General features: G+C 66.5%; 23 protein-coding genes. 13 read left to right on the top strand and 10 right to left on the bottom strand.

Features of this window, described 5'->3' with window-relative positions; translation table 11 throughout:
* Nucleotides 1–92 precede the first annotated feature (92 nt).
* Genes ACYQ4T_RS02005 through ACYQ4T_RS01990 form a run of 4 tightly spaced genes read left to right on the top strand, consistent with a single transcriptional unit; the run spans nucleotide 93 to nucleotide 3,554 of the window.
* Nucleotides 93–863: an ABC transporter ATP-binding protein gene (locus tag ACYQ4T_RS02005; RefSeq protein ID WP_459850381.1), complete on the top strand. Its 771-nt coding sequence runs from the start codon at nucleotides 93–95 to the stop codon at nucleotides 861–863.
* Nucleotides 860–1,600, top strand: a complete 741-nt coding sequence (locus ACYQ4T_RS02000) for an ABC transporter ATP-binding protein (protein ID WP_459850379.1) — start codon at nucleotides 860–862, stop codon at nucleotides 1,598–1,600. The genes ACYQ4T_RS02005 and ACYQ4T_RS02000 overlap by 4 nt, the downstream gene beginning before the upstream one ends.
* The gene (locus ACYQ4T_RS01995; protein WP_459850377.1) at nucleotides 1,597–2,508 is read left to right on the top strand and encodes a branched-chain amino acid ABC transporter permease; all 912 of its coding nucleotides are present in this window, start codon (nucleotides 1,597–1,599) and stop codon (nucleotides 2,506–2,508) included. The genes ACYQ4T_RS02000 and ACYQ4T_RS01995 overlap by 4 nt, the downstream gene beginning before the upstream one ends.
* A gap of 2 nt (nucleotides 2,509–2,510) precedes the next feature.
* Nucleotides 2,511–3,554, top strand: coding sequence for a branched-chain amino acid ABC transporter permease (locus ACYQ4T_RS01990; protein WP_459850376.1), 1,044 nt, complete (start codon nucleotides 2,511–2,513; stop codon nucleotides 3,552–3,554).
* Here ACYQ4T_RS01990 and mak read toward each other — a convergent pair.
* Genes mak through ACYQ4T_RS01975 form a run of 3 tightly spaced genes read right to left on the bottom strand, consistent with a single transcriptional unit; the run spans nucleotide 3,448 to nucleotide 6,549 of the window.
* Entirely contained in the window at nucleotides 3,448–4,359 is a 912-nt protein-coding gene (gene mak, locus ACYQ4T_RS01985) for a fructokinase (protein ID WP_459850374.1), read from the bottom strand. The genes ACYQ4T_RS01990 and mak overlap by 107 nt on opposite strands.
* 25 nt (nucleotides 4,360–4,384) lie before the next feature.
* Entirely contained in the window at nucleotides 4,385–5,395 is a 1,011-nt protein-coding gene (locus ACYQ4T_RS01980) for a fumarylacetoacetate hydrolase family protein (RefSeq protein WP_459850372.1), read from the bottom strand.
* Complete coding sequence (locus ACYQ4T_RS01975; protein ID WP_459850371.1) at nucleotides 5,392–6,549, bottom strand: homogentisate 1,2-dioxygenase; 1,158 nt, start codon at nucleotides 6,547–6,549, stop codon at nucleotides 5,392–5,394. Before ACYQ4T_RS01975 ends, ACYQ4T_RS01980 begins: the two co-directional genes overlap by 4 nt.
* 70 nt (nucleotides 6,550–6,619) lie before the next feature.
* Between ACYQ4T_RS01975 and ACYQ4T_RS01970 the strand changes: the two genes are divergently transcribed.
* Entirely contained in the window at nucleotides 6,620–7,063 is a 444-nt protein-coding gene (locus tag ACYQ4T_RS01970) for a MarR family winged helix-turn-helix transcriptional regulator (RefSeq protein WP_459850369.1), read from the top strand.
* 38 nt (nucleotides 7,064–7,101) lie between these two features.
* Here ACYQ4T_RS01970 and ACYQ4T_RS01965 read toward each other — a convergent pair whose 3' ends face one another.
* From ACYQ4T_RS01965 to ACYQ4T_RS01950, 4 genes are all read right to left on the bottom strand, one after another.
* Complete coding sequence (locus tag ACYQ4T_RS01965) at nucleotides 7,102–8,517, bottom strand: pyridoxal phosphate-dependent decarboxylase family protein (protein ID WP_459850368.1); 1,416 nt, start codon at nucleotides 8,515–8,517, stop codon at nucleotides 7,102–7,104.
* Between the two features lie 60 nt (nucleotides 8,518–8,577).
* Nucleotides 8,578–9,462 (bottom strand): UTP--glucose-1-phosphate uridylyltransferase GalU, encoded by an 885-nt coding sequence (gene galU / locus ACYQ4T_RS01960; RefSeq protein ID WP_459850367.1) that lies wholly within the window; start codon nucleotides 9,460–9,462, stop codon nucleotides 8,578–8,580.
* A 64-nt stretch (nucleotides 9,463–9,526) separates the two neighbouring features.
* Nucleotides 9,527–10,351 (bottom strand): division plane positioning ATPase MipZ, encoded by an 825-nt coding sequence (locus ACYQ4T_RS01955; RefSeq protein ID WP_459850365.1) that lies wholly within the window; start codon nucleotides 10,349–10,351, stop codon nucleotides 9,527–9,529.
* 69 nt (nucleotides 10,352–10,420) lie between these two features.
* A complete protein-coding gene (locus tag ACYQ4T_RS01950) occupies nucleotides 10,421–12,484 on the bottom strand; it encodes a molybdopterin oxidoreductase family protein (RefSeq protein WP_459850363.1) in 2,064 nt (687 codons plus the stop codon).
* A gap of 73 nt (nucleotides 12,485–12,557) precedes the next feature.
* Here ACYQ4T_RS01950 and ACYQ4T_RS01945 point away from each other — a divergent pair, with 73 nt between their 5' ends.
* Complete coding sequence (locus ACYQ4T_RS01945; RefSeq protein WP_459850361.1) at nucleotides 12,558–13,535, top strand: DMT family transporter; 978 nt, start codon at nucleotides 12,558–12,560, stop codon at nucleotides 13,533–13,535.
* On the opposite strand, the gene ACYQ4T_RS01940 is transcribed toward ACYQ4T_RS01945, so the two are convergent.
* From ACYQ4T_RS01940 to ACYQ4T_RS01930, 3 genes are read right to left on the bottom strand one after another with little or no spacing between them, the layout of a single operon-like run.
* Nucleotides 13,532–14,215, bottom strand: a complete 684-nt coding sequence (locus tag ACYQ4T_RS01940) for a DUF1028 domain-containing protein (RefSeq protein WP_459850359.1) — start codon at nucleotides 14,213–14,215, stop codon at nucleotides 13,532–13,534. The two genes, ACYQ4T_RS01945 and ACYQ4T_RS01940, sit on opposite strands and share 4 nt — an antisense overlap.
* Nucleotides 14,212–14,736 (bottom strand): RidA family protein, encoded by a 525-nt coding sequence (locus ACYQ4T_RS01935; RefSeq protein WP_459850357.1) that lies wholly within the window; start codon nucleotides 14,734–14,736, stop codon nucleotides 14,212–14,214. Before ACYQ4T_RS01935 ends, ACYQ4T_RS01940 begins: the two co-directional genes overlap by 4 nt.
* Complete coding sequence (locus ACYQ4T_RS01930) at nucleotides 14,737–16,197, bottom strand: 4-hydroxyphenylacetate 3-hydroxylase family protein (RefSeq protein WP_459850355.1); 1,461 nt, start codon at nucleotides 16,195–16,197, stop codon at nucleotides 14,737–14,739. It lies immediately after the preceding gene.
* Nucleotides 16,198–16,288: 91 nt separating this feature from the next.
* Between ACYQ4T_RS01930 and ACYQ4T_RS01925 the strand changes: the two genes are divergently transcribed.
* The 7 genes from ACYQ4T_RS01925 (at nucleotide 16,289) to ACYQ4T_RS01895 (ending at nucleotide 25,994) form a co-directional block, all read left to right on the top strand.
* Nucleotides 16,289–17,266: a LysR family transcriptional regulator gene (locus ACYQ4T_RS01925; protein ID WP_459850353.1), complete on the top strand. Its 978-nt coding sequence runs from the start codon at nucleotides 16,289–16,291 to the stop codon at nucleotides 17,264–17,266.
* Between the two features lie 234 nt (nucleotides 17,267–17,500).
* Nucleotides 17,501–19,054 carry an amino acid permease gene (locus ACYQ4T_RS01920; RefSeq protein ID WP_459850351.1) on the top strand — a complete coding sequence of 518 codons (1,554 nt, stop codon included), beginning with the start codon at nucleotides 17,501–17,503 and terminating at the stop codon, nucleotides 19,052–19,054.
* Between the two features lie 149 nt (nucleotides 19,055–19,203).
* On the top strand, nucleotides 19,204–20,577 hold the full coding sequence (locus ACYQ4T_RS01915; RefSeq protein WP_459850349.1) for a glutamine synthetase family protein: 1,374 nt from the start codon (nucleotides 19,204–19,206) through the stop codon (nucleotides 20,575–20,577).
* A 21-nt stretch (nucleotides 20,578–20,598) separates the two neighbouring features.
* Nucleotides 20,599–21,990 carry an aldehyde dehydrogenase family protein gene (locus tag ACYQ4T_RS01910; RefSeq protein ID WP_459850347.1) on the top strand — a complete coding sequence of 464 codons (1,392 nt, stop codon included), beginning with the start codon at nucleotides 20,599–20,601 and terminating at the stop codon, nucleotides 21,988–21,990.
* Between the two features lie 16 nt (nucleotides 21,991–22,006).
* Complete coding sequence (locus ACYQ4T_RS01905; RefSeq protein WP_459850345.1) at nucleotides 22,007–23,356, top strand: FAD-dependent oxidoreductase; 1,350 nt, start codon at nucleotides 22,007–22,009, stop codon at nucleotides 23,354–23,356.
* A complete protein-coding gene (locus tag ACYQ4T_RS01900) occupies nucleotides 23,353–24,573 on the top strand; it encodes an FAD-dependent oxidoreductase (protein WP_459850343.1) in 1,221 nt (406 codons plus the stop codon). Before ACYQ4T_RS01905 ends, ACYQ4T_RS01900 begins: the two co-directional genes overlap by 4 nt.
* Nucleotides 24,570–25,994: an FGGY family carbohydrate kinase gene (locus ACYQ4T_RS01895; protein WP_459850341.1), complete on the top strand. Its 1,425-nt coding sequence runs from the start codon at nucleotides 24,570–24,572 to the stop codon at nucleotides 25,992–25,994. The genes ACYQ4T_RS01900 and ACYQ4T_RS01895 overlap by 4 nt, the downstream gene beginning before the upstream one ends.
* The last annotated feature ends 25 nt before the right edge of the window (nucleotides 25,995–26,019 follow it).

Raw genomic sequence — 26,019 nt, 5'->3', positions numbered from 1 at the left:
CGACTAACGTGGCGCCATCAAGCGGGAAAACCCCGTAACTTTCAAGCACAAGCGCCGTTGCCGCATGTCTTTTAGAACTTGACGACCGGGACATGCTGGAGACCCGATCCGTATCCAAACATTTCGGCGGCGTCGCCGCCGTCGATGCCGTCTCGCTGCAGGTCCGGCAAGGCGAGATCGCCGGCCTGATCGGCCCCAACGGCGCCGGCAAGACCACGATGTTCAACCTCCTGGCCGGCAGCCTGAAGCCGAGCGCCGGCACAGTCCTGCTGAACGGCCGCCGCATCGACGACCTCGCCGCGCATCGCCGGCTCGAGCTCGGCCTGGGGCGCACTTTCCAGATCCCGCGCCTGTTCGGACAGATGAGCGTGCTGGAGAACATGCTGACGGCCGCGCGCGGCCAGGCCGGCGAGCGCATCCTCATGAACTGGCTGCCGGGCAAGACGGTGCGCGAGCAGGAGCGGCTCAACGTTGAGAAGGCGATGCGGCTGCTCGACTTCGTGACGCTCACCCGCCTTGCGCGCGAGCCGGCGCGCGTGCTCTCCGGCGGCCAGCGCAAGCTGCTGGAGCTCGCGCGTATCCTGATGGCCGATCCCAAGCTGATCCTGCTCGACGAGCCGGCGGCCGGCGTCAATCCCAGCCTGCTGGAGACCATCATCGACCGCATCCACGCGATCAACGCCACGGGCGTCACGTTCCTCATCATCGAGCACAACATGGACATGGTGACGCGGCTGTGCAGCCGCGCGCTGGTGATGGTGGAGGGCCGCCTGCTCTGCGAAGGGAGTCCACGCGAGGTCACCCGCGACCCGCGGGTGATCGACGCCTATCTCGGGGCCCCTGCGAAGGCGATGGGGGCATGAGCGTGCTGCGCGCCGCAGGCATCGTCGCCGGCTATGAGCCGGACCTGCCGATCCTGAACGGCGTCGGCTTCGAGCTCAACGCGCAGGAGATCGTCGCCCTGCTCGGCCCCAACGGCGCCGGCAAGTCGACCCTGATCAAGGCGGTGGCCGGGCTCGTGCCAATGTCGTCGGGCCAGGTCTGGCTCGGCGATCAGGAGATCACGCGGCTGCGGCCGCATCTCCTGATCCGCCGCGGCCTCGGCTTCGTGCCGCAGACCGAGAATGTCTTCGGCGCGATGTCGATCGACGACAACTTGAAGCTCGCCGCGGCGATCCTGCCCAAGACCCGCCGGGCCGATCGGGTCGCCGCAATGTACGAGATGTTCCCCGCCCTCGCCGCGCGCAAGTCACTGACCGCCGGGCGTCTCTCCGGTGGGCAGCGGCAGATGCTGGCCGTCGCCCGGGCGCTGCTGGTCGAGCCTAAGGTGCTGATGCTGGACGAACCCTCGGCCGGCCTCTCGCCCAAGGTCGCGGCGGATGTCTTCGAGACCTTGAAGCGGGTGCGGGATTCCGGCGTCGCGATCCTGCTGGTCGAACAGAGCGTCCGCGCGGCGTTGGCGCTGGCCGACCGCGCCTATGTCCTGGCGGAGGGCCGCAACCGGCACGACGGGCCGGCCGCGATCCTGCGCGAAGATCCAATCATCGCGCATCTCTATTTCGGCGGCGATCCGGTGGCACCGGCGAGTCCGGCATCATGAATCTCCAGTTCCTGGCCGACGGATTGCTGATCGGGGCGATGGTGGGCTTGGGCGCCATCGGTGTCACCCTCACCTATTCCATCCTCGGCTTCGCGAATTTCGTGCATGGCGAGTTCATCGCCTGGGGCGCCTATGCCGCGCTGGTGATCGCCGGCCTGATCGGGCTCGGCGTCGGCATGGAGCTGGCGCCGGTCGGCCCCTTCTCGATTGGCTGGGCAGTGCTGATTGCCGGCCTGGTCGCCATGGGCTTCACCGGATGCCTCGCCTTGGCGCTCGACTGGCTGCTGTTCGCCAGGCTGCGCAAGCACGGCAATGCGATCGTGCTGGTGATGGCGAGCTTCGGCGCCTCCATGGCCTTGCGCGCGCTGCTCGAGTTTATCTTCACCGCGGAGCCGCAATATTTCAGCCGCGAGCTGCAGATCGCCATGCCGATCGGCTTCGGCATCCGGGTGACGCCGGACCAGATGCTGATGCTGGGCCTCACGCTGATCCTGGTTGTCGGCATGCACCTCTTGATAACGCGGACCACGATCGGCCGCTCGATGCGCGCGGTCAGCGAGAATCCGAGCCTTGCCGCAGTCGCCGGGATCGACGTCGCCGGCGTCATCCGCAAGACCTGGCTGATCGGCGGCGCGCTCGCCTGCGCCTCCGGTATCGTCGCCGGGATCACCGTGCAGATCCGCCCGCATATGGGCTTCGACCTGCTGCTGCCGATGTTCGCGGCGGCGATCCTCGGCGGCATCGGCAGCGTGCCCGGCGCGGTCGTCGGCGGATTGATCGTCGGCCTGGCCGAATCCATGGCGGTGCAGTTCGTCGGTGCCGAGTATCGCGCCGCGGTCGCCTTCCTGCTGCTGATCGCCGTGCTGCTGGTGCGCCCGGCCGGTCTCTTCGGCAAGCCGGAGGGCTGACGATGGAAGTCGTCGCCTATCTCTCCTTCTTCCTCACGACCGCGCTCTCCTATGCGCTGATCTGCCTCGGCCTCAACCTGCAATGGGGCCAGACCGGCCTCTTCAATGTCGGCGTTGCCGGCTTCGTCGCCATCGGCGCCTACATCTCCGCCATGCTGACCACGCCCGCCGGCGAGCATTGGGGCGGCTATGGCCTGCCCATCGCGGTGGGCTGGATCGGCGCCATGATCGGCTCAGGGCTCGCCGCCGCAGTCATCGGCGCGATCACGCTCCGCCTCCGCGCCGACTATCTCGCGATCACCACCTTCGGCATCGCCATCGTGATCCAGCTCTTCGCCTTGAACGCCCAAAGCGTCACCGGCGGGCCCTTCGGCATCGCCTTCATCCCGCGGCCCTTCAACCCCCTCGCGGAGAATCCGCTCGTCTTCAATCTCGCCAACCTCGCCTTGGTCGCCGCGGTCACCCTGGTGGTCTTCCTCGCCCTGGAGCGGCTGGTGCGCAGCCCCTGGGGCCGGGTGCTGCGGGCGATCCGCGAGGACGAGACCGCGGCGCGGGCGATCGGCAAGAATGCGAACCTCTTCCGCCTGCAGGCCTTCGTGCTGGGCAGCGCGGTGATGGGCCTCGCCGGCGCGGTGCAGGGCCATTTCATCGGCTTCATCGCGCCGGAGAATTACCTTTCCGCGATCACCTTCCAGACCTGGGCGATGCTGATCATCGGCGGCTCCGGCAACAACAAGGGTGCGGTGATCGGCGCCGTCGTGGTCTGGGCGCTGTGGAGTGCCTCGGGTGCCGCGATGACCGAGATCTTCCCACCCGAGCAGCAGGCCCGCGCCGCCGCTTTGCAGATCGTTGCGATCGGCGTGATCATGGCGGCGATCCTGCTGCTGCGCCCGCGCGGGATCTTCGGTGAAGAGGTGACGGTCTCCCGCCACCTCGATCCTAGTCCTTCGGCCAGAGCCAGGCAGCGCCCCGGACGCCGCTGGAATCGCCGTGCAAGGCGGGGCGGATCGGCGTCGCGAACTCCTTGCCGAAGACATAGTCCTTGAGATTCGCGTTCAGCGCCGGGTAGAGGCGCGCGATCCGCGACATGCCGCCGCCGAGCACGATCACATCGGGGTCCAGCACGTTGATCACATGGGCGAGACCGCGGGTGAGGCGGCTTTCGTAGCGTTGCACCGCCGCCTCCGCTAGCGCGTCGCCGTTAGCGGTGAGCGCCAGAATCTCGCGGCCGGTGCGTCGCGTGCCGGTGGTCCGTTCATAGTCGGCCTCGAGACCGCTGCCGGAGATCCAGGTTTCGAGGCAGCCATGCTTGCCGCAATAGCAGGCCGGTCCCGGATACTCGTCAACACTCGGCCAGGGCAACGGATTGTGGCCCCATTCGCCGGCGACGCCGTTGGGGCCGTTATGCACCCGGCCGCGAAAGGCAATGCCTGCGCCGGTGCCGGTGCCGAGGATCGCGGCAAACACCACCGCAGCACCCGCCCCTGCGCCGTCGGTCGCCTCGGAGACGGCGAGGCAGTTGGCGTCGTTGACGCAGCGGACTTCGCGATCCATCGCCGCCGAGAGATCCTTGTCAAGCGGCTTGCCGTTCAGCCAGACCGAGTTGGCGTTCTTGATCAGGCCGGTGATCGCGGAGATCGAACCGGGAATGGCGACGCCGACGGTGCCGCTCTTGCCGGTCTCGCTTTCCAGCCGCGCGACCAGCTCGGCCATCAGCGTGATCGAGCCTGCATAGTCATGGCGCGGTGTCGGCACGCGGTGGCGCGCCAGCTCCTTGCCGTCGCGATCGATGGCCAGGACCTCGATCTTGGTGCCGCCGAGATCGATGCCGATGCGGATTTTGTCGCTCATGGTCGCGGTATAGCGCGACGCGCGGTCAGCGGGAAGACGCTTCCACCGCCTGGTCGATCGCGCCGAAGATCGAAACCCCGTCGGTGTCCAGCATCTCGACCCGCACCCGGTCGCCGGATTTCAGGAACGGGGTCTTCGCCGCACCGGTCCGGATGGTTTCCACCACCCGCTGCTCGGCGATGCAGGAATAGCCGACCCCGCCCTCGTCCACCGGCTTCCCCGGCCCGCCGTCGGTGCCCCGGTTGGAGACCGTACCGGACCCGATGATGGTCCCCGCCGCCAGCGGGCGGGTCTTCGCCGCGTGGGCGATCAGGGCCGGGAAGTCGAAGGTCATGTCGATGCCGGCATTCGGCTTGCCTAACGCTTTGCCGTTCAGCGACGAGAGCAACGGCAGATGCAGGCGCCCGCCATCCCAGGCTTCGCCCAGTTCATCCGGAGTCACCGCCACCGGCGAGAAGGCCGAGCTCGGCTTCGACTGGAAGAAGCCGAAGCCCTTGGCGAGCTCGCCGGGGATGAGGTTCCGCAGCGAGATGTCGTTCACCAGCATCACCAGCCGGATCGCCTTCGCCGCGGCTTCGGTGGATGCGCCCATCGGCACGTCGCCGGTGACGACGGCGATTTCAGCCTCCAAGTCGATGCCCCAGCTTTCGTCGCCGCGGATCGGTTCGTGCGGCGCGAGGAAGGAATCCGAGCCGCCCTGATACATCAAGGGATCGGTCCAGAAGCTCGCCGGCATTTCCGCGCCGCGCGCCTGACGCACCAGCGCCACGTGGTTCACATAGGCCGAGCCGTCCGCCCATTGATAGGCGCGCGGCAAGGGCGAGAGGCAGTTCTGCGGATCGAAGGGCGCGGTGCCCTTGTCGCTCGCGTTCACCCGGTCGGAATACGTCCGCAAACTGGCATTGACCGCGTCCCATTCATCGAGGGCCGATTGCAGCGTCGCGATCGGCATGACCGAGAGACAGCGGGTGAGATCGCGCGAGACGACAACCAGCTGTCCGTCGCGCGAACCGGCGCGGAGGGTTGCGAGCTTCATTTGCGTTTCGGCGCCTTCACTGGTTCCGGGGTCATCCAGCTTTCCGCATAGGCGCGCATCTCGACCGCGTCCATCTCCGGCCCGACATCCAAAGCATCGCGGGTGTCCAGCATCACGGCATATTCGTCGGTCGCGGGCTTCGCCGCCTCGTACATGCGTTGCAAGGCCTTCGGATGGGGCCCGTGGGTAAAGCCGCAGGGGTGCCAGGTGATGACGCCGGGCTTGATGTTGTCGCGGCTGAAGAAATCGCCGGCGTGGTAGAAGATCACCTCGTCGTAATCGTCGTTGTTGTGGAAGAACGGCACCTTCAAGGCACCGGGATCAGTCTCGAACGGCCGCGGCACGAAGGTGCAGATCACGAAGCGGTTGCCGACCCAGGTGGTGTGCGCCGAAGGCGGCAGGTGATAGCGGTGACTCATCAGCGGCCGGATGTCGGCGATGTTGAGGCGAACCGGCGCCAGGTCGCCATGCCAGCCCACAGCATCCAGCGGGTTGAACGGATAGGTCACGGTCGAAAGGAGGTCGCGGCGCTTCACCACGACCGACCATTCCCGCTCGTCGTATTGCGCCTTGAAGGCGTCGTCGATCCGCGGCGTCTCCAGCATCGCCTCGTCATAGACCGCGTGTCGGCCGACCGAGCCGCGTTCGGGCGTGCGGATCGAGCCGTTGCTGCATTCGAAGAGGAGCATGGTGACCGGCGCCGTGGTCTCGATCCGCCACATGGTCGAGCGCGGCAGCACGATATAGTCGCCGGTGGTGAACGGCAGATGCCCGTAGTCGCAATAGAGCGCGCCCGCACCCTCGTGCACGAACAAGAGCTCGTCGCCGTCGGCGTTGCGCACCAGGTGATCCATCCGACCGGAGAAGCGCCATTGCCGCATCTTCACCGATGCATTGCCGAGGACCAGCTTCGCATCCCAGGGTGAGGCGCCGGTCTGGTTGATGGCGGTGAGATCGTAGGCACGCGGGCGCAACGGTCCTTCCCAGTGCCGCCAGCCGGTCGGCGCGTGGCGGTGATACATGTGTGTCGCCGGGCCGAAGAAGCCCTCCTTGCCGAGTTCGCGCTCGAAGGTGCCTTCCGGCAGATCGGCATGGGCCTGGCGCGAGGCGAGGCCCTCGACCCTGGGGAAGGCGATGTATTTCGCGCTGCTCATGCCGTCCTCCGCTGGACAATCCGGCCCGATATGGTTACACTTGCAACTAATATAGTTGCAGATGCACCCAATGGTCAAGCCCGCCACGTTGGATCTGGACCGCTTCCTGCCCTACCGCCTGGACATCCTGGCGGAGGCGGTCAGCCGGGCCTTGTCCCGCCTCTATAAGGACAAATATGGCCTGGCCGTTCCGGAATGGCGGGTCCTGGCCCATCTGGGCCAATACGCCCCGATCACCGCCAAGGCGATCGCCGCCCACAGCCGGATGCACAAGACCAAGGTCAGCCGCGCCGTGGCCGAGCTGGAGCGCCTGGGATTCGTGCACCGTGCGGGGAGCGATGAGGACCGGCGCGAGGAGCCTTTGTCGCTGACGCCCAAAGGCAGGGCCGCCTATGATGATCTCGCGCCAAAGGCGGCCACGTTTGCGCGGCATCTGCTGGATGATCTCAGCGCGACGGAGCGGCACGCGCTGGAGAGCGCGATCGAGCGGTTGCTGAATAAGCTCGGCGGATAGAGCCTTCAGTCGCACCTCAAGCGTGATGCGTGCCGAGACTAACGCGCCGCCGCACAATCCTGCGCCAGCTGCCACAGCGCAGCCACGTCTTCGCGTTCGGTCGGGATGGCGCCGATCGAGACCCGGACCATCCAGCGCCCCTCCAGCGTCGCCGGCGTCACATAGGCACCGCCGGATTGGTTGACGGCGTCGGCCCAGGCGAGCGTGTGCTTGTCCAGAGCGTCGCCGGAGAGGCCGGCCGGCTCGTGGCGGATGCAGACGGTCTGCAGATGGACCGGCGCCAGCACCTGCCAGCCCGGCGTCTTCCTGACTTCGTCAGCGAGCCATTGCGCATTGCTGATGTCGCGCCGCAGCCGTGCCTGCAGGGCAGCGACGCCGTTGCTGCGCAGCAGGAACCAGAGCTTGAGCGCCCGGAAGCGGCGGCCGAGCGGAATGCTCCAGTCGCGGTAACTGGTGACCGCGCCATCGACCTTGGTCTGGAGGTAGCTCGGGTTGGTGCTCATCACGCGGACGAGATGCTCCGGGTCCTGCACATAGTAGGTCGAGCAGTCGAAGGCAGCGCCGAGCCATTTGTGCGGGTTCAGGATCAGCGAGTCCGCGGCCTCGATCCCTTCGAACATCCAGCGGCATTCCGGCAGGATCATCGCCGAGCCGGCCATCGCCGCATCGACATGCAGCCAGAGCCCGAACTCCCTGGCGATGGCGCCGATGGCTTTGAGCGGGTCGATCGCGGTGGTCGTGGTGGTGCCGACGGTGGCGACGATGGCGCAGGGCGTCAGCCCTGCGGCGAGGTCCTGTGCGATCGCCGCACGCAGGGCATCCGGCTTGATCGCAAAATCCGGATCGACCGCGACATGGCGAATATTCGCCGCGCCGAAGCCGGCCAGGGTCGCCGCCTTGTCCACCGAGGAATGCGCATGGCCGGAGACGTAGACGATGAGCGGCGCGGCCTCGGCCTGCAGCCCTTCCTTGGCCAGGGAATAGTTGGTGGCCTTCTCGCGCGCCGAGATCAGCGCGACCAGCGTGCTGGTCGAGGCGGTGTCCTGGATGACGCCGCGCCAGCTGTCGCCAAGGCCGCACATCTGGCGGAGCCAGTCGAGCATCACCTCTTCGATCTCGGTCAGCGCCGGGCTGGCCTGCCAGGAAAGGCCGATGACGCCCAGGCCGGTGCTCAGATAGTCGCCGAGCACCGAGGCGAGATCGCTGTTGGCGGGAAAATAACCGAAGAAGCGCGGGTGCTGGAAATGCGAGGTGCCTGCGGCGATCAGCGGCTCGAGATCGGCAAAGATCGCGTCGAAGGATTCCGGCTGCTGCGGCGGCGCCTTCGGCAGCCGGTCGCGGATTTCGCCCGGCTTCACCCGCGCCATCACCGGACGTTTCGCCACACCGGCGCGATAATCGGCGATCCAGTCGACCAGCCGATGGGCTTCCTTACGGAATTCTTCGGGCGTCATGCACGCTCTCCCCTCGCATGGCGCGCATGCTAGGGGAGAGCGTGAAAGGCAGCAACCAACTCAGTTCTTCAGCGCCGCGGCGGCATCGAGCACGCTCTGCTTCGAGGCCTTGCCGATCTGCGGGTGGGCGATGGCATAGGCCATGTTGGCTTCGAGCCAGCCGACCTTGTCGCCGCAATCGAACCGCTTGCCCTTGAAGCGCAGCCCATGGAAGCGGCCGCGTCCGGTCATCTTGGCCATGGCGTCGGTCAGCTGGATCTCGCCGCCGGCACCCGGCTCCTGGGCGCCGAGATGGTCCATCACTTCCGGCTGCAGGATGTAGCGGCCGATGATCGAGAGCGTGGAGGGTGCGACGTCCGGCTTCGGCTTCTCCACCAGGCCGAGCGCTTCCACGACACCGCGGCTCTCGCCGCCAGTCTTCAGGATGCCGTAGCGGTCGGTATGCTCGCGCGGCACGTCCATCACCGCGACCAGGTTGCCGCCGAGCTTGTTGTAGACCTCGACCATCTGCTTGAGGCACGGGACCTCGGCCTGCACCAGGTCGTCGGCCAGCAGCACGGCGAACGGCTCGCCCCCGACCAGGTGGCGGGCGCACCAGACCGCATGGCCGAGACCGCGCGGCTCCTGCTGGCGGGTATAGGTGATGTTGCCGGGGGTCGGCAGCAGGCTTTCGACGATCTTCAGGTCGGCCTTCTTGCCGCGCGCTTTCAGCGTGTCCTGCAATTCATAGGAATAGTCGAAATGGTCCTCGATCGCGCTCTTGCCGCGGCCGGTGACGAAGATCAATTCCTCGATCCCGGCGGCGCGGGCCTCTTCGACCGCGTATTGGATCAGCGGCTTGTCCACGACCGGCAGCATTTCCTTCGGCATCGCCTTGGTGGCGGGCAGGAAACGCGTGCCGAGACCGCCGACCGGGAAGATGGCCTTGCGCACAGGCTTTCGCATGATGGATGGGTCCTCGAAGCTTGGGGGAGACTGAAGGGATTGGTGACACAATCCCGTGCCGTCATCAACTCCGCTTCGCCTTGCGGGTTCCCGGCAGTTTCAGGGCGGTGACAAGCTCGCGAATTTCCTGGCGTGCGGCGACATGCGACATGGCCAATTCAATCCCGCTTTCGACCTTGGTCAGGTCCAGCAGGGTCAGCCCGCGCGGGAAAAGCTCGCGGAAAATCACCCGCTCGGTGAAGCCGGGGACGATCCGGAAGCCGATCCGCTTGGAAAGCTCGCCCAGCAGCCGGGCGATCTCCCGCTTGTTGCGGGCGTCCAGCGTGGTGAGGCGGTTGCGCAACACCACCCAGTCGATCGGCTTGCCGCCGGCCGCCGCCCGGCGCTTCCTCTGGTCCCACACCATCTCGGCATAGATGCTGGGCCGGGTCACGCGCTTGCCGGTCTTGTCCACCCGCCCCAGCACGTCGAGATCGAGGAAACTGTCGTTCAAGGGCGTGATCAGCGTGTCGGCCAGGATATGCGCCCGGCGCGACAGGGTGCTGTCGCTGCCCGGCGTGTCGATGACGATGAAATCCATCTTGCCGAGCTGCTTCAGCGCCAAGTCGAGCGCCTCGGCCTCCTCTTCCGTCGCTTCCGTGACGGAGGTGGCCTTGCTGCGGGCGATCGAGACATGCTCGGGCAGCGGCAGCTTCTTCGGCAGACCCTCCGCCGTGTGCTGCCGGTTCTCGAAATAGCGGGTCAGCGTCCCCTGCCGGGAATCGAGATCGATCGACCCGACGTCATACCCGTCCAGCAGCAGCGCCACGATCACATGCATGGCGACGGTCGATTTGCCCGACCCGCCCTTCTCGTTGCCGACGACGATGATGTAAGGCTTCGCGCTCATGCTATCCCCCGATAGGATTTGCGTGGCCAACTCCCCCGGCCGCTCACTCTCCATGATGCATACGCATGGTCAGGCGGCGGACCGAACCCAGACCGCCGTGTCGTGGAACACCGCGCCGCCGCCGGGCTTGCCCGGCTCGGCACTGGTCAGCGCATTGACGCCGAGCCCGCCGGGGAAGTCCGCGTTGGGCCAGATGCTCTCGATCACCACCACGCCGCGCTGCAGCCCGTCGAACAACCCGGCATGCAGCGAGATCGTCGCCTGCCTGTTGCCGACCTCGACCTTGCCGCCTTCAGCGATGCCGAGCTTCTGCGCATCCTGCGGATGCAGCAGCAAGGTCGGCCGCCGCTCGCGGCCGCGCGAGCCCGGCGTCTCGGTGAAGGTCGAGTTCAGGAACTGCCGCGCCGGGGCCGCGACCAGCCGGAAGGGATGGTCGTCGTTGGCCGCGTCGATCACCGGAGAGAAATCCGGCAGGTCCGCCATGCCCTGCACATCGCTGCCGAGCTTGGCCCAGTTGGCATGGAAGTGGAACTTCTTGTCGGCATGGCCGAAGCCGTCGAGGAAATGCGCGGTCTCGAATGCCGGCATGCAGTCATGCCAATGCTTGGCATAGAGCGCGTCGGCGCCGGGCCAGCCCGACTTCTTCAGCATGTCGTCGATCAGCTCCCACTCGCTCATGAAGAAGCCGGGCTGGGTGCAGCCCAGGCGCCTGGCGAGCTCGCAGATCACATAATGGTTGGGCCGCGCCTCGGCATAGGGCTCGACCACCTTCCTGGTCACCTGCAGGAAGCTGTGGCCGCTGGCGCGGTAGATGTCGTCATGCTCCAGGAAGGTGGTGGCCGGCAGCACGATATCCGCGACCGCCGCGGTCTCGGTCATGAACTGCTCATGCACGGCAACGAACAGGTCCTCGCGGGCAAAGCCCTGGTGCACCTTCTTGAGGTCCGGGCAGACCACCATGGGGTTGGTGTTCTGGATCAGCAGCGCCGCGACCGGCGGGCCATCGCCGAGATCGCGCTTGTCGCCGGTCAGCACCGCGCCGATCCGCGACTGGTCGAGGGCGCGGACGCCAGGATCCTTCATCTCCGCGCCGATGATCAGCGAATTGTCCAGGTGATAGATCGAGCGGTTGGAATAGAGCGCGCCACCGCCCTTGTATTGCCAGGCGCCGGTCACGGTCGGCAGGCAGGTCACGGCATGCAGGCTGCCGGCGCCGTTGCGGCTGCGTGAGAAGCCATAGCCGACGCGGATATAGGCGCGCTGGGTGCTGCCGTAGAGCCGCGCGAACTTCCGGATCTCCTCGGCCGGCACGCCGGTGACGCCTTCCGCCCATTCCGGCGTCTTCGACCGCACATGCGCTTCGAGGCCCGCCGGGTCGTCGGCATACTTCGCCATGTAATCACGGTCGGCGAAGCCTTCCGCGAACAGCACATGGATGACCGCGGCGGCGAGCGCGCCGTCGGTGCCGGGCTTCAACATCAGGTGGGTATCGGCCGCCTCGGCGGTGCCGGTGCGATAGGGATCGATCACCACCAGCTTGGCACCGCGGTTCTTGCGGGCGCGCGAGATGTGGGTCATCACGTTGACCTGGGTCGCGACCGGATTGCCGCCCCAGACCACGATCAGGTCGGATTCGTCGATCTCGCGGGAATCGACGCCGCGCATGACGCCGACGCCGGCCATCCAGCCGGCATCGGAGAGCGCGACGCAGATCGTCTCCTTCTCCAGCGAATAGCGTTTGGCATGGCGCAGGCGATGGATGCCGTCGCGCTGCACCAGGCCCATGGTGCCGGCGTAGAAATACGGCCAGACCGCGGTCGAATCGTATTTCTGCTCGGCCGCGACGAATTGCTCCGCGATCTCGTCCAGCGCATCGTCCCAGGAGATCGGCCGGAAGGCGTCGCGCCCGCCACCCTTGGGGCCAACGCGCCGCAAAGGTTGGGCCAGCCGGTCCGGGTGATGCTGGCGCTCGGCATAGCGCGCGACCTTCGCGCAGATGACGCCGGCGGTGTAAGGATTCTCGGAGGCGCCCCGCACGCGGCCGATGCGATCCGGAGCCAGCCGCTCGACTTCGAGCGCGCAGGTCGACGGGCAGTCATGCGGGCAGGCGGAATGGACGAAATCGAGCGGCATGAGATCTAGCCAAGCTCCCGGCGGAATTGCATAATTCGGCCAACACTACCCTTTCAGCAGGTCTGCTGGCAACGTGACCCAACAATCGACCGTGGACGTCGGCACCCCCGAACCGGGGCCTGCCCGACCGGCTTTGCGCAACCAGCCGGGCCGGGCCGTCGTCTATATGCTGGCCCAGGCCTTCCTGCTGACCTCGATGGACGGCTTGGTGAAGTGGCTGGCGGACGGCTACACGGTCGGCCAGATCGCCTTCCTGCGATACTCGCTGGGCTTGTGCATGATGCTGGCTTTCGCCGCCGGCAGCGGCCACGGACTCGGCAGCCTGAAGACCCGGCGCATCGGCGGCCACCTCATCCGCTCGGCCTGCAATCTCCTCACCATGCTCTGCTTCTACCTGGCGCTGAAGCTGGTGCCGCTGCCGACCGCGGTCTGCATCGGCCTCGCCTCGCCGATCTTCGTCACCATCATCTCGATCCCGATGCTGAAGGAGCATGTCGGCATCCGGCGCTGGAGTGCAGTCATCGTCGGCTTCGTCGGCGTGATCCTGATCGCGCAGCCCAGCACCAAGGGCCTCGATCCCGAAGGCATTCTTCAGCTGCTCACCAACCCGAGCTCGGCGCCGCCGGAGCTGGGCTCGATCCTGGCGCTGATCTCCGCCGCGCTCTGGGCGGCGACGCAGGTTTCCTCGCGCCAGCTGTCGACCAGCGAGCCCAGCCACACCATCCTCTTCTACTACTCGCTGGTCGTGGTCGTGGTGCTGGGCTGCGCGATGCCCTTCTACTGGATCACGCCGAACCTGCATGACGCGCTGCTGTTCATCGCGGTCGGCATCATGGGCACCGCCGGGCAGTTCTGCCTGAACCAGGCCTTCCGCTACGGGCAAGCGTCGCTGGTGGCGCCGCTCGACTATACCGGCCTGATCTGGGCGACGGCGATCGGCTGGATCTTCTGGCAGGACGTGCTCACCCTGCCCATGATGATCGGCGCCGCGATCGTGGTCGCGAGCTGCCTCTACATCCTGAAGCGCGGGGAGAAGAAGAAGCGGGCCTAGCGGCCCGGGTCGCCCGGCACGCCGTAGCTCGGCGCCGCGGAGGGGTCGAGCGCCCGGGTGACGTAATCCTGCATCTGCGGGCGATAGGCCTCCCAGAGCTTGCGCACACCGCCGATCGGATTCTCGTCGGCCCAATCGACCCTCAGGTCGACCAGGGCCCAGGGCTGCTGGTCCATCACCAGCAGGGCCGCCGAATGCACCGGGCCGGCCTCGCCGCCGGCGACCACCGCCTCTTCCAGCGCCACCAGCAGCCGCTCCGGCAGAGTCATCTCGGTCTCGCCTTCGAAGGCCTTGACCATCGCCCGCGGCACGCCGGGATTCTGCAGCAGGTTGCCGGCCGCGACGCAGTTCTTGCCCTCGGCGGCGCCGTGGGTGCCGAGCACCTTGGCGCCGCTCCAGACCGCGGTGCGGCCCTCCGTGTCGATCATGGTGACCTGGCGGTATTCGCTGTGCGGCGCATGCGCGATCAGCTGCTTCATCGCATCGGGCGCCGGCAGGCCCTGCTGCAGCAGATCGAGCCCCTTCGGCCCGAGCCGCGGATCGGTCACGTTCTGGGTCGAGACCGCGCCCACCTTGGCGCGGGCCCAGGGACAGCGCGCGGCCACCGCGATCGACGAGGTCGAGATCGCGATGCCGAACATGCCGGTGCGGGAACAACGCCCCGCGATCGAGAAGGTCATTTCGATTTCTTCCGCTTGCCCTTGCTCTTGGAAGACTTCTTGTCGGCGGCGTCCGCCGTGTCCTTCCACTGCAGATGTTCCGCCGGTTCGGGGATGGATTTCAAGCGGCTGTCGGGGATGACCGCGAAGACATCGACCTCGACCACCCATTCCGGCCGGGCCAAGGCCTGGATCACCAGGCCGGTCGAGACCGGGTAGACGCCCTTCAGCCACTTGCCGATCACGCGGTAGACCGCCTCGCGATAGCGCGGATCGGTGAGATAGATCACGATCTTGCAGATATCGGCGAGCTTCGCGCCCTGCTCTTCCAGGAGCTGCTTCACGTTCGCCATCGCCTGCTCGGTCTGGGCCGCGGCGTCGCCGGTGCCGACGTTCCGGCCGTCCAGCGCCTGGCCGACCTGGCCGCGCAGGAAGACGAAATTGCCGGCGCGGACCGACATCGAGAGGTCGTTGTCGAGCTTCTGCTCGGGGTAGGTCCTGGCGGTGTTGAACTTCCGCAGGCGGACGTGGCTATAGGCCATTTAGCGTTTTCTCCATTGCTCCATGACGCGGTCGGAAAGGCCCGCGCAATCCTTGACGTAGTTGAGCGCGTCCTTGACATCGTAATTCATGTAGATCGCGTTCAGATGCGCATAAGGCGGCGACTGAGCGAACAGCTCGAAGGTCAGCATATGCCCGGCGCGGTCGGAATTCAGCAGGTCGCGCGCGAAGGCCAGCAGCCGGCGGCGGTCTTCCGCCTGCCAATGCTCGTTGACCGAATAGTATTTGTCGAGCCATTTGCTGATCTCGGGATCGGCGAAGGCGGCTTTGTCCGGCGTCACGCAGATCTGGCCGCCGCAGAGCTCGCGCGCCACATGCATCATGGCGGGCAGCTGATTGATCGCGTAATAGCGCCCGGTATAGAGCATTGACGGGTTTGGCATCAGCAACCCGCCCGGGCTTGGCTGCGCCAGCGCGATACAGGCGAGGAGATGCGCGTTGATGGTCTCGCGGTATTGCACCAGCAAGGCGAGCTTCTCGCGCACCGCCTGCTGCACGTCGAGCCCGGTTTGCTTGGCGTTGAAGGCCGCGGCGCCCAGCATGAGATCCGCGATGTAGAGCAGGCGCAGCGTATAGGGATAGGCGCTGTAGCGGTGCAAGGTGCCTCGGATATAGGCCGCCGCGCGGGTGTGGCGGTAGAAGAGCACATTCTCCCAGGGCACCAGCACGTCGTCGAACACCAGCAAGGTATCGACCTCGTCGCAGCGGTTGGAGAGCGGGTAATCCGCGGCCTTGCCGCGGCCGGCGAAGCCGGTGCGGCAGATATGCTTCAGCCCGGGCGCGCCCATGTCGCAGATGAAGCCCAGCGCATAATCCGAGAGCTTGTCGTCGCCCCAATTGGCGATGGTCGGCTTGACGAAGGCCTGGTTGGCATAGGCGGCCGCGGTCTCGTATTTGGCGCCGCGGACGATGATGCCCTTGTCGGTCTCCTTGACCAGGTGCAGCAGCATGTCCGGGTCCTGGTCCTGGGGGCGTTTTGAACGGTCGCCCTTGGGGTCGGTGTTGGCCGAGACATGGAAGATGTCGGTGTTGAGCACCCGATCGATATGATGGGTGATGTTGGCGGAGAATTGCGGATCGACCTCGTTCAGGACATCGCGGCCGTCGTAGAGCGACCACATCTCGCCGACGGTCTCGTCGCCGACCCGCACCGCATAGCCGTTGATCTCCCGCATCACCGCGTCGATCGAGCGGCGCTTCGCCTCCCAGTCCTCGCGCGTATGCGGCAGCTTGTAGCCGATGCAGTTCTCCTGGTTGCCCTCGCGATAGGCCATCACCGGCTTGAACTTGTCTTCATGGGCCATGTCGTAGATCCGGGCCCGGATATCGACGATCGGCTTGAAGGCGGGATGGGACGTCACGTCCTTCACCCGCTCGCCGTTCATCCAGACCTGCCGCCCGTCCTTCAGGCTGTCGCGGTAATCCGCACCGGTTCTCAGCATGGCTGGCTCCCCCTGATATCCCGATCCAGATTGACATTCGTCCCTTCAGAGGGAAATTCTTTTAATCCTGTCGTTGGGATCGGATTTATCTATGAGCTTTACCCTGAAGCAGATCCGCTACTTCGTGGCGGTGGCCGAGACCGGCAGCATCACCGAGGCCGGCCGGCGGCTGAACATCTCCCAGCCCTCCGTCTCGGCGGCGATTGCCGAGCTCGAGGACCGCTTCAAGGTCGATCTCTTCATCCGCCACCATGCCCAGGGCCTCAGCCTCACCCCCGCCGGCGCGCGGCTGTTCAAGGACGCGCGCAGCCTGCTCGACCATGCCGAGGAACTGCGCCAGGGCGCGGTCGGCCTCGGCCAGGCGATGGAGGGCGAGCTCCATGTCGGCTGCTTCCAGACCTTCGCGCCGATCGTGATGCCGCGGGTGATCCGCGCCTTCGCCGCGGCGCATCCCGCCATCGCCATCACGCTGCATGAGCATCACGTCCAGGGCGTAGTCGACGGTCTCTCGGCCGGCCAGTTCGAGCTCGCCCTCACCTATGACCTCAACCTCACCGAGGACCTCGCCTTCGAGCCGCTGGTGGCGATGCCGCTGCACGCGGTGCTGGCCAAGAACCACCGCCTCGCCCGCGAGAAGGAGGTGTCGCTGGAGCAGCTCAACCAGTATCCCATGGTGCTGCTGAACCTGCCCCAGAGCCGCGACTATTTCCTCTCGGTCTTCTCGTCACGCGGCCTGCGCCCCCGCATCGCCCAGGAGACCCGGAGCTTCGAGACCCTGCGCGGGCTGGTGGCGTCGGGTGACGGCTTCGCGGTGATGCATTCGCGCCCCGCGAGCGCGCAGACCCTCGACGGCCGCGCCGTCGTCTATCGACCGGTCAAGGACAAGGTCCGCCCGCAATCGCTCGGCCTGCTCAGGCTCGCGCGAATCCGCCCGACCCGCCGCTCGGAAGCCTTCGCGGCGGTCGCGCGCGACGAGCTCCGACAAGAGCAGGGTGAGTCGGGGCGACTGCGGGAAAGCCTCGCGGCAGATTTTAGGTTCCAAAATATCGATTATTTATCAACCATATAGATCTGTTGTGTAAGGTTTCTGACAGGGCTGCGCCTTTACACTCTCTTAACGGAACGGCATAATTTCGTTCGTAAAGCGACCGAGGGTCGCAGTCGAGGCAGGGCCGAAGGGGGAAGCGGAGGCCGCCGACATTCGGGGGAATTCGCGACCATCCACAAGAAATGGCTCGAAAAGACCCGCCCATAACGGGGCGGGGGAACTGTCGCGACATGGGTTACAGGGAAGGGGACTATTATGTCGGCTCAAGATCAACATCACGATGAGGACGTAAAGGTCCTCCACAGTATGGGCTATGCCCAGGAACTCTCCCGGCGCATGGGCGTGTTCCAGAATTTCGCGATTTCGTTCTCGATCATCTGCATCCTGGCGGGCGGCATCGGCGCCTACACCGTGGCGCTCGGCGCGGCCGGCGGCGGGTCGATCGGCATCGGCTGGATCGTCGGCGCGGTGTTCGCGCTGATTGTTGCCGCCGCCATGGGGCAGATCGCCTCGGCCTATCCGACCGCGGGCGGCATCTACCATTGGGCCTCGATTCTCGGCGGCAAAGGCTGGGGCTGGGGAGCGGCTTGGATCAACCTCATCGGTCTGCTGTTCGTCGTCTCCTCGGTGAACTACGGCGTCGTGTTGCTGTTTCACGACCTCGTCTACGTGCCGATCCTCGGCGGTGCGCCGGACCCGTTCTCGCCAACCGCGCTCACTGTCGGCGTCATCCTGATCACCGTCGTGCAGGCGATCCTGAACTTTGTGGGCATCAAGGCGACCACCATCCTCACCGATTTCGCCGGCTACCTGATCTTCGTCGTCTCGGTGGTCATCATCATCGGTCTGGTCGCCGGCTCGCCGGTGCCGCTGGACTTCTCGCGCCTGGTCGAGTTCAAGAACTACACCGGCGACCCGGGTGCGGGCACCTGGCCGCTCTCCGGCAGCCTGTTCTTCGCCTTCATCCTCGGCCTGCTGCACGTCTGCTACACGATCACGGGCTTCGACGCGTCCGGACATACTTCGGAAGAGACCCGCGATGCGCAGCGTTCGGTGCCGAAGGGCATGATCACCTCGGTGTTTTGGTCCGGCCTGTTCGGCTGGTTCCTGGTCGTCGCCATCCTGCTGGCCATGCCGAGCATCGATGAAGGCGCATCGAAGGGCTGGTCGGTGTTCGCCTACGTGCTGGGGGCCAGCACGATGCCGGACATCGTCAAGGAACTGATCGGCGTGGGTATCGTGCTGTCGAACTTCCTCTGCGCTCTCGCCGGCATGACCTCGCTCTCGCGGATGATCTACGCCTTTTCGCGCGACGGCGGCATTCCGGGCGCCTCGAAGTTCCTGCGTCAGGTCAGCCCGCGATACCGCACACCAGGCAATGCGATCATCGTCGGTTCCCTGCTGTGCATGGTGCTGGGTTGGGCCTGCGGCGCAAATTCGCAAGCCTACATCATCCTCGCCTCGGGCTGCGCGGTCTTCCTCTACGTGTCCTACGTCATGCCGATTGCCGCAGGCATCCTCGCCGAAGGCAAATCATGGACCAAGAAGGGGCCGTTTAATCTCGGCGGCGCCTCGAAGCTGGTTGCCGTCCTCGCCGTCATCGGCGGCCTGATCCTTGCCTTCGTCGGCTTCCAGCCGCCGTACCAGCTGGTCGGTTACTTTCTGGCCGTAGTCGTCGTGCTGCTGGTCGTCGTCTGGTTCGCCTTCGAGCGGAACCGCTTCGCCGGTCCGCCGCTGACGCCTGAGGCCGTGGCCAAGCGCCAGGCCGAGATCGCCAAGGAAGAAGCCGCACTCGGCGGCGCCGGCTGACCCATACAAGCCGGATATCGATGATCGGGGAGGCAGGCAACTGCCTCCCCTTTTTCTTTGCGGGAATCTGTGGCGGCTTTGCGCGCCACTGGCTAAGGTAGCGCCCTTCCTTCAAGAAACTTTCAAAAGAGCAGCGGGGGCTGATCCAAATGCCGTTGAAGCCGGAACAAGTAAAGAGCGTCGCGGACGCCAAGAAGATCGTCGAGGAACGCGGCCTGACCCATGTCAAAGTCGGCGTGTTCGACGGCGACGCGATCCTGCGCGGCAAGTACATGTCGAAGGCGAAGTTCCTCTCTGCCCTCGAGAACGGCTTCGGCTTCTGCGACGTGGTGCTCGGCTGGGACAGCCACGACCAGCTGTTCGACAATGTGAAGTATACCGGCTGGCATACCGCATACCCGGATGCCTGGGTGAAGCTGATCCCGTCCTCCTGCCGCGAGCTGCCGATGGAGGGGAACATGCTGTTCTTCCTCGCCGAGTTCACCGGCAAGGCGGAGGCAGTCTGCCCGCGCGGCACCTTGCGCCGGGTGCTGGATCGCGCGAGCAAGATGGGCTTCGACGTCTATTCCGCGCTCGAGTTCGAGTTCTTCATGTTCGACGAGACGCCGGAGAGCGTCCGGCAGAAGAACTACAAGGACCTGACGCCGATGACGCCGGGCTGGTTCGGGTACTCGGTGATCCGCAACACCGTCTGGGCCGAGCTCTATCACGAGATCCTCGACACCTGCGAGAAGATGCGGATGCCGATCGAGGGCCTGCACACCGAGACCGGGCCCGGCGTGCTCGAAGCCGCGATCACCGTCGACAAGGCGCTGGAAGCCGCCGACCGCGGCGCGCTGTTCAAGACCATCATGAAGGTGATCGCCCAGCGCCGCGGCATGATGGCGACCTTCATGGCCAAGTGGTCGAACAACTGGCCCGGCCAGTCCGGCCACATCCACGTCTCCTTGAAGGGCAAGGACGGCAAGACCGTCTTCCACGACCCGAAGAAGGAGCACAACATCTCGCAGAAGATGCGCTGGTTCATCGGCGGGCAGCAGATGCTGATGCCCGAGCTGCTCTCGATGGTCGCGAGCACCGTCAACTCCTACTCGCGGCTCATTCCCGGCTTCTGGGCGCCGACCAACGCGACCTGGGGCGTCGAGAACCGCACCTGTGCCTTGCGCGTGATCCCGGGCTCGGAGAAGTCGCAGCGGGTCGAGTACCGGATCGCCGCCGCCGACTGCAATCCCTACATCGCCTTGGCGGCCGCGATCGGCTCCGGCCTCTACGGCATCGAGAACAAGATCGAGCCGATGGCGCCGATCGTCGGCAATTCCTACGACCAGAAGCACCCGGCCAAGCTCGACCTGCCGCGCACCCTTTGGGAAGCGGCGCAGCGCCTCAGGAAGTCGAAGGCCGCCGAGGAGCTGTTCGGCAAGGACTTCGTCGAGCACCACGCCGCCACCCGCGAATGGGAAGAGCGCGAGTTCCGCAAGGCGATCACCGATTGGGAGCTTGCGCGGTATTTCGAGATCATTTGAGAACTGGAGACGACGACAACCATGCCCGCCACCCAGAAGACCATCACCCCGGTCGACAACTCGGTCTATGTCGAGCGGCCTTACGCCACGCCGCAGGAAATCGCCGCGACCCTGCAGGCCGCGGTCGAGGCGCAGCGCGCCTGGAAGCAGGTGCCGGTCGCCGAGCGCGGCAAGCTGATCTCCAAGGCGGTCGACATCTTCCTCACCCACAAGGACGCGATGGCCGAGGAGATCACCCGGCAGATGGGCCGGCCGATCAGCCAGAGCCCGGGCGAGATGCGCGGCTTCGAGGAACGCGCGCGCTACATGATCCAGATCGCGCCGGAAGCGCTGGCCGATATCGAGGCCAGGGACAAGGCGGGCTTCACCCGCTTCATCCACCGCGAGCCTTTGGGCGTTGTCTTTATCGTGGCGCCCTGGAACTATCCCTATCTCACGTCCGTGAATGGCGTGGTCCCGGCGCTGATGGCCGGCAACGCAGTGGTGCTGAAGCATTCGGCGCAGACCCCGCTTTGCGCCGAGCGGTTCCAGGAGGCGTTCGACGCCGCCGGCCTGCCCAAGGGCATCTTCCAGCACCTGGTGCTGACGCATGAGGACACCGCGAAGGTGATCGCGGCGCCGGAAACGGCTTACGTCAACTTCACCGGGTCGGTCGCCGGCGGCCATGCGGTGCAGCAGGCGGCGCTCGGCAAGTTCATGGGGATGGGCCTCGAGCTCGGCGGCAAGGATCCGGCCTATGTCCGCGCCGACGCGAACCTCGCGCATGCGGTCGAGAACCTGGTCGATGGCGCGATGTTCAATTCCGGCCAGTGCTGCTGCGCAATCGAGCGCATCTACGTTCACGAAAGCCTCTACGACAAGTTCGTCGAGGGCTTCGCGGATTTGACCCGCAAGTACAAGCTCGGCAACCCGCTGGACAAGGACACCAACCTTGGACCGATGGTGCGGACCTCCGCTGCGGAGTTCGTGCGCGGCCAGATCGCCGATGCGGTGCGCGCCGGCGCCAAGGCGCTGATCGACGAAAAGGCGTTCGCGGCGAACAAGCCCGGCACGCCCTATCTGGCGCCGCAGGTGCTGGTCAACGTCGATCACAAGATGTCGGTCATGTCCGAGGAGAGCTTCGGTCCGGTCATCGGCATCATGAAAGTGAGGTCCGACGACGAGGCCATCACGCTGATGAACGACAGCAAGTTCGGCCTGACCGCGGCGCTCTGGACCATGGACGAGGCAGCGGCGAAGAAGATCGGCCATCAGCTCGAGACCGGCACGGTCTACATGAATCGCTGCGACTATCTCGATCCGGCGCTGGCCTGGGTCGGCGTCAAGGATTCCGGGCGCGGCGCCACGCTCTCGCGCGTCGGCTACGAGATGCTGACCCGGCCGAAGTCCTTCCACCTCCGGACCCAGATCTAGCCCCGGGCCCGGTATCATGGCGGAGTTCGACCGCGCCGACGTCGTCGTCATCGGCGGCGGCGTGGTCGGCTGCGCCATCTTCCGGCGCCTGGCGCTGGCCGGGCTGAAGCCGCTGCTGCTGGAGAAGGGCGACGACATCCTGTCGGGCGCCAGCAAGGGCAACAGCGCCATCCTGCACACCGGCTTCGACGCGCCGCCAGGCTCCCTGGAAGTCGCCTGCATGCAGGCCGGCTACCGCGAATACAACGCGATCCGCAACCGCCTGAACCTGCCGCTGGTCGAGACCGGCGCCCTGGTGGTGGCCTGGAGCGAGGAGCAGCGCGCAAAACTTCCGGCGATCGTCGCGCAAGCGCATCAGAACGGTGTCACCGACGTAACCGAGATCTCGGCGCCGGAGCTGCGCCGGCGCGAACCGCAACTCGCAGCGCATGCCCTGGGCGCCGTGCTGGTGCCGGGCGAGCATATCATCGACCCCTGGTCGGCGCCGCTGGCCTACGCGCTGCAGGGTCTGGCCCATGGCGGGCGGATCCGGCGCGGCTGCACGGTTTCCGGCGGCAGCTTCGACGGTGCCTGGTCGCTCGCCACCGAGCGCGGGCGGATCACGGCGCGGCTGGTGATCAACGCCGCCGGCAACCACGGCGACCGCGTCGAGGCGATCTGCCGCACGAGCCCGTTCAAGGTGACTCCGCGCAAGGGCCAGTTCGTGGTCTTCGACAAGCCCGCGGCCAATCTGGTGAAGTCGATCATCCTGCCGGTGCCGACCGAGCGCACCAAGGGCATCGTCATCTGCAAGACCGCCTTCGGCAACCTGCTGGTCGGCCCCACCGCCGAGGACCAGGAGGAGCGCGATCTCGCCGAAGTCGATGAGAAGATGCTGGCGATGCTGATCGAGAAGGGCAAGGAGATGCTGCCCGGCCTCGCCGAGGTCGGCGTCAACGCGGTCTATGCCGGCTTGCGGCCGGCGACGCAGTTCAAGGACTACCAGATCGAGGCGCAGCCGGAACGGCGCTGGATCAGCGTCGGCGGCATCCGCTCGACCGGCCTCACGTCCTCGCTCGGCATCGCCGGCCATGTCGCCGATCTGGTCGCCCGGCATTTCCACCCGATGGAAGAAGCGGCGCCGATCTGGACTCCCGTGCCCAATCTCTGCGAGGAGCGGCCGCGCCCCTATCAGATCGGCGGCGAGATCGTCTGCCATTGCGAATGGGTGACCCGCGGCGAGATCGAGGCCGCCCTCACCGGCCCGCTGCCCGCGGGCGACATTGGCGGCTTGAAGCGCCGCACCCGGGCGATGATGGGACGCTGCCAGGGCTTCTATTGCAGCGCCAATGTCGCGGCGATCGCCGCCGGGAAGATCGAGCCGTGATCGAGCGCGACGTCATCATCCTCGGTGCCGGCCCCGCGGGTCTTGCCGCCGCGGCGGAACTGGCGCGGCACCATGTCGGCAAGATCACGGTGCTGGATCGCGAGCCGACCGCCGGCGGCATCCCGCGGCATTGCGGCCATCTCGGCTTCGGCTGGAACGAGTTCCGCAAGCTGATGACCGGCCCCGGCTATGCACGGCATCTGGCCGAGACCGCAAGCGGCGCGGAGTTGAAGCTCGGCGTCACTGCGTTGCGTCTGGAATCCGGCGGCATCATCCAGACCACCGGCGCCGAAGGTCCGCAGACCTGGAGGGGCCGCGCCGTGCTGCTGGCGATGGGCGCGCGGGAGACACCGCGCAGCGCCCGCCTTGTCTCCGGCGCCCGGCCCTGGGGCGTCATGAACACCGGCGCCTTGCAGCAATTCGTCTATCTCCACGGCAAGAAGCCGTTCGAGCGACCGGTGATCGTGGGTTCCGAGCTGGTCGCCTTCTCGGCCCTGATGACCTTGCGCCACGTGAAGGTGCGGCCCGCCGCCATGATCGAAGCCGGCCCCCGCATCACCGCCCGCCGACCGGGCGATTGGATCGCGCGCCTCGCCTTCGGCGTGCCGGTGCTGCTGAACACGGCGCTGCTGCGCATCCTCGGCCATGGACAAGTCGAGGGCGTCGAAGTCGACCGCGGCAACGGCCCGGAACGGCTGGACTGCGACGGCGTGGTCCTCACCGGCAAGTTCCGGCCGGAGAATGCCCTGCTCGCCGGCAGTCATCTCGCCGTCGATCCCGGCACAAAGGGACCGGTGATCGACCAGTTCTGGCGCTGCTCCGACCCCGTCTATTTCGCCGCAGGCAATCTGTTGCGTGGGATCGAGACCGCGGGCCAATGCTGGCGCGAGGGCTCTGCGGCGGGGCGCATCATCGCCGCGACCCTGCTCGGGCGACTCCAGCCGGCGCAGACCGGCATTCCGGTCCATGCCGCGGGCGCGCTGTCCTATGTCTATCCGCAGCGCCTGGTCGCGGCCGATCCGATCGATCCGGAGCTGCTGTTCTACGGCCGCGCCCGCGCAGCGACCCGCGGCGATCTGGTGGTGCGGGGTGACGATACGATCATCTCCCTGCGCAAGATCGATGCGCTGCCCGAGCGCCGCATCCCCTGGCCGGTCTCGCCCAAGGGCCTGCAGGCCTTCAAGAGCATCACCGTTGCATTGGAGCCGGAAGCATGACGGCGGTCATCGCCATCGACCAGGGCACGACCGGATCGGGCGTGCATAGGCTGGAGAGCGACGGCAGCTTCCGCTCCGGCGAAACCATCGACCACCAGCAATTCTATCCGCAATCCGGCTGGGTCGAGCATGACCCGGAAGAGCTGGTCGGCAACGTCGCGAAACTGATCGCGCAGCATAAGGCCGGCGCGACAGGCGTCGGCATCGCCAACCAGGGCGAGACCGTGGTCGCCTGGGACGCAAAGACCAAGCGGCCGATCCACAGGGCCATCGTCTGGCAGGACGCGCGCACCCATGCCGAGATCGAGCGGCTGAAGGCGGCCGGTCACGAAGAAACGACCCTGACGCGCGCCGGCCTGCCGCTCGATCCCTATTTCTCGGCGGCGAAGCTGCGCTGGATCCTGGACCATGTCGATGAGGCGAAGAGCTTGCGGCGCGAGGGGCGGCTCAGGCTCGGCACCAGCGACGCCTTCTTCCTCGACCGGCTGGCGGGTGTCTTCGCCACCGATGTCACCACCGCCTCGCGCACCAGCCTGATGAATCTCGAGACCCTGCAATGGGACCCGCAACTGGCCGCGCTGTTCGGCGTGCCGATCGAATGCCTGCCGGAGATCCGCGCGACCGCCGGCGATTTCGGCGCGATCGACGGCCTGCCGGTGACCGCCAGCATGGTGGACCAGCAGGCCGCGCTCTTCGGCCATGGCTGCCGCAAGCCGGGCGATGCCAAGATCACCTTCGGCACCGGTGCGTTTGCGCTCGCCATCGCGGGACCGAGGCCGCTCAAAGATCCCAAGACCGGCTTGCTGCCGACCATCGCCTGGAAGCTCGGCGATGCGCCCTGCACCTACGCGATCGACGGCGGCGTCTACAACGCCGCCTCGGCGCTGAACTGGGCGAAGGAGCTCGGCCTGTTCGCGGAGTTCAGCGAGATCGACGCCTTCGACGGCTGCGCGATCGAGCGCGGCCTCGCCTTCGTGCCGGCGCTCTCGGGCCTCGGCTGCCCCTATTGGGATCGCAGCGCCGCGGGGCTCTGGCTCGGCATGGGGCTGGAAACGTCCAAGCGCGATCTGGTTCAGTCGGTGCTGGAAGGCGTCGCCTTGCGCGCCGCGCAGGTGATCGCGGCGATGGACGGGCTGCAGCCCATCGCGGCGAAGCTCTCGATCGACGGCGGCCTCGCCAACAACGCCTACTTCCGCGGCTTCCTGGCGAAGGCGCTGGGGCGGCATTTGACGATTCCGGCCAGCCTGGAACTGACCGGGCTGGGCTGCGCGATGTTCGCGCTGATCGGTGCCGGGCTGGCGACGATCGATAATCTACCGCCGCAGCAACCCGGCACCCTGGTCGAGGCGGCACCCTTAGATCGGTCGCTCGTGAACCGCTTCGCCGATGCGGTCGAGCGCTGCCGCAATTGGCGCGCATAGCCGCCGCAGAATTGCCCGACTCTGC

The sequence above is a fragment of the Dongia sp. agr-C8 genome (assembly GCF_054658695.1).
The sequence above is the reverse complement of the archived record's forward strand: the minus strand, read 5'-3'. Positions and strand labels throughout refer to the sequence as shown.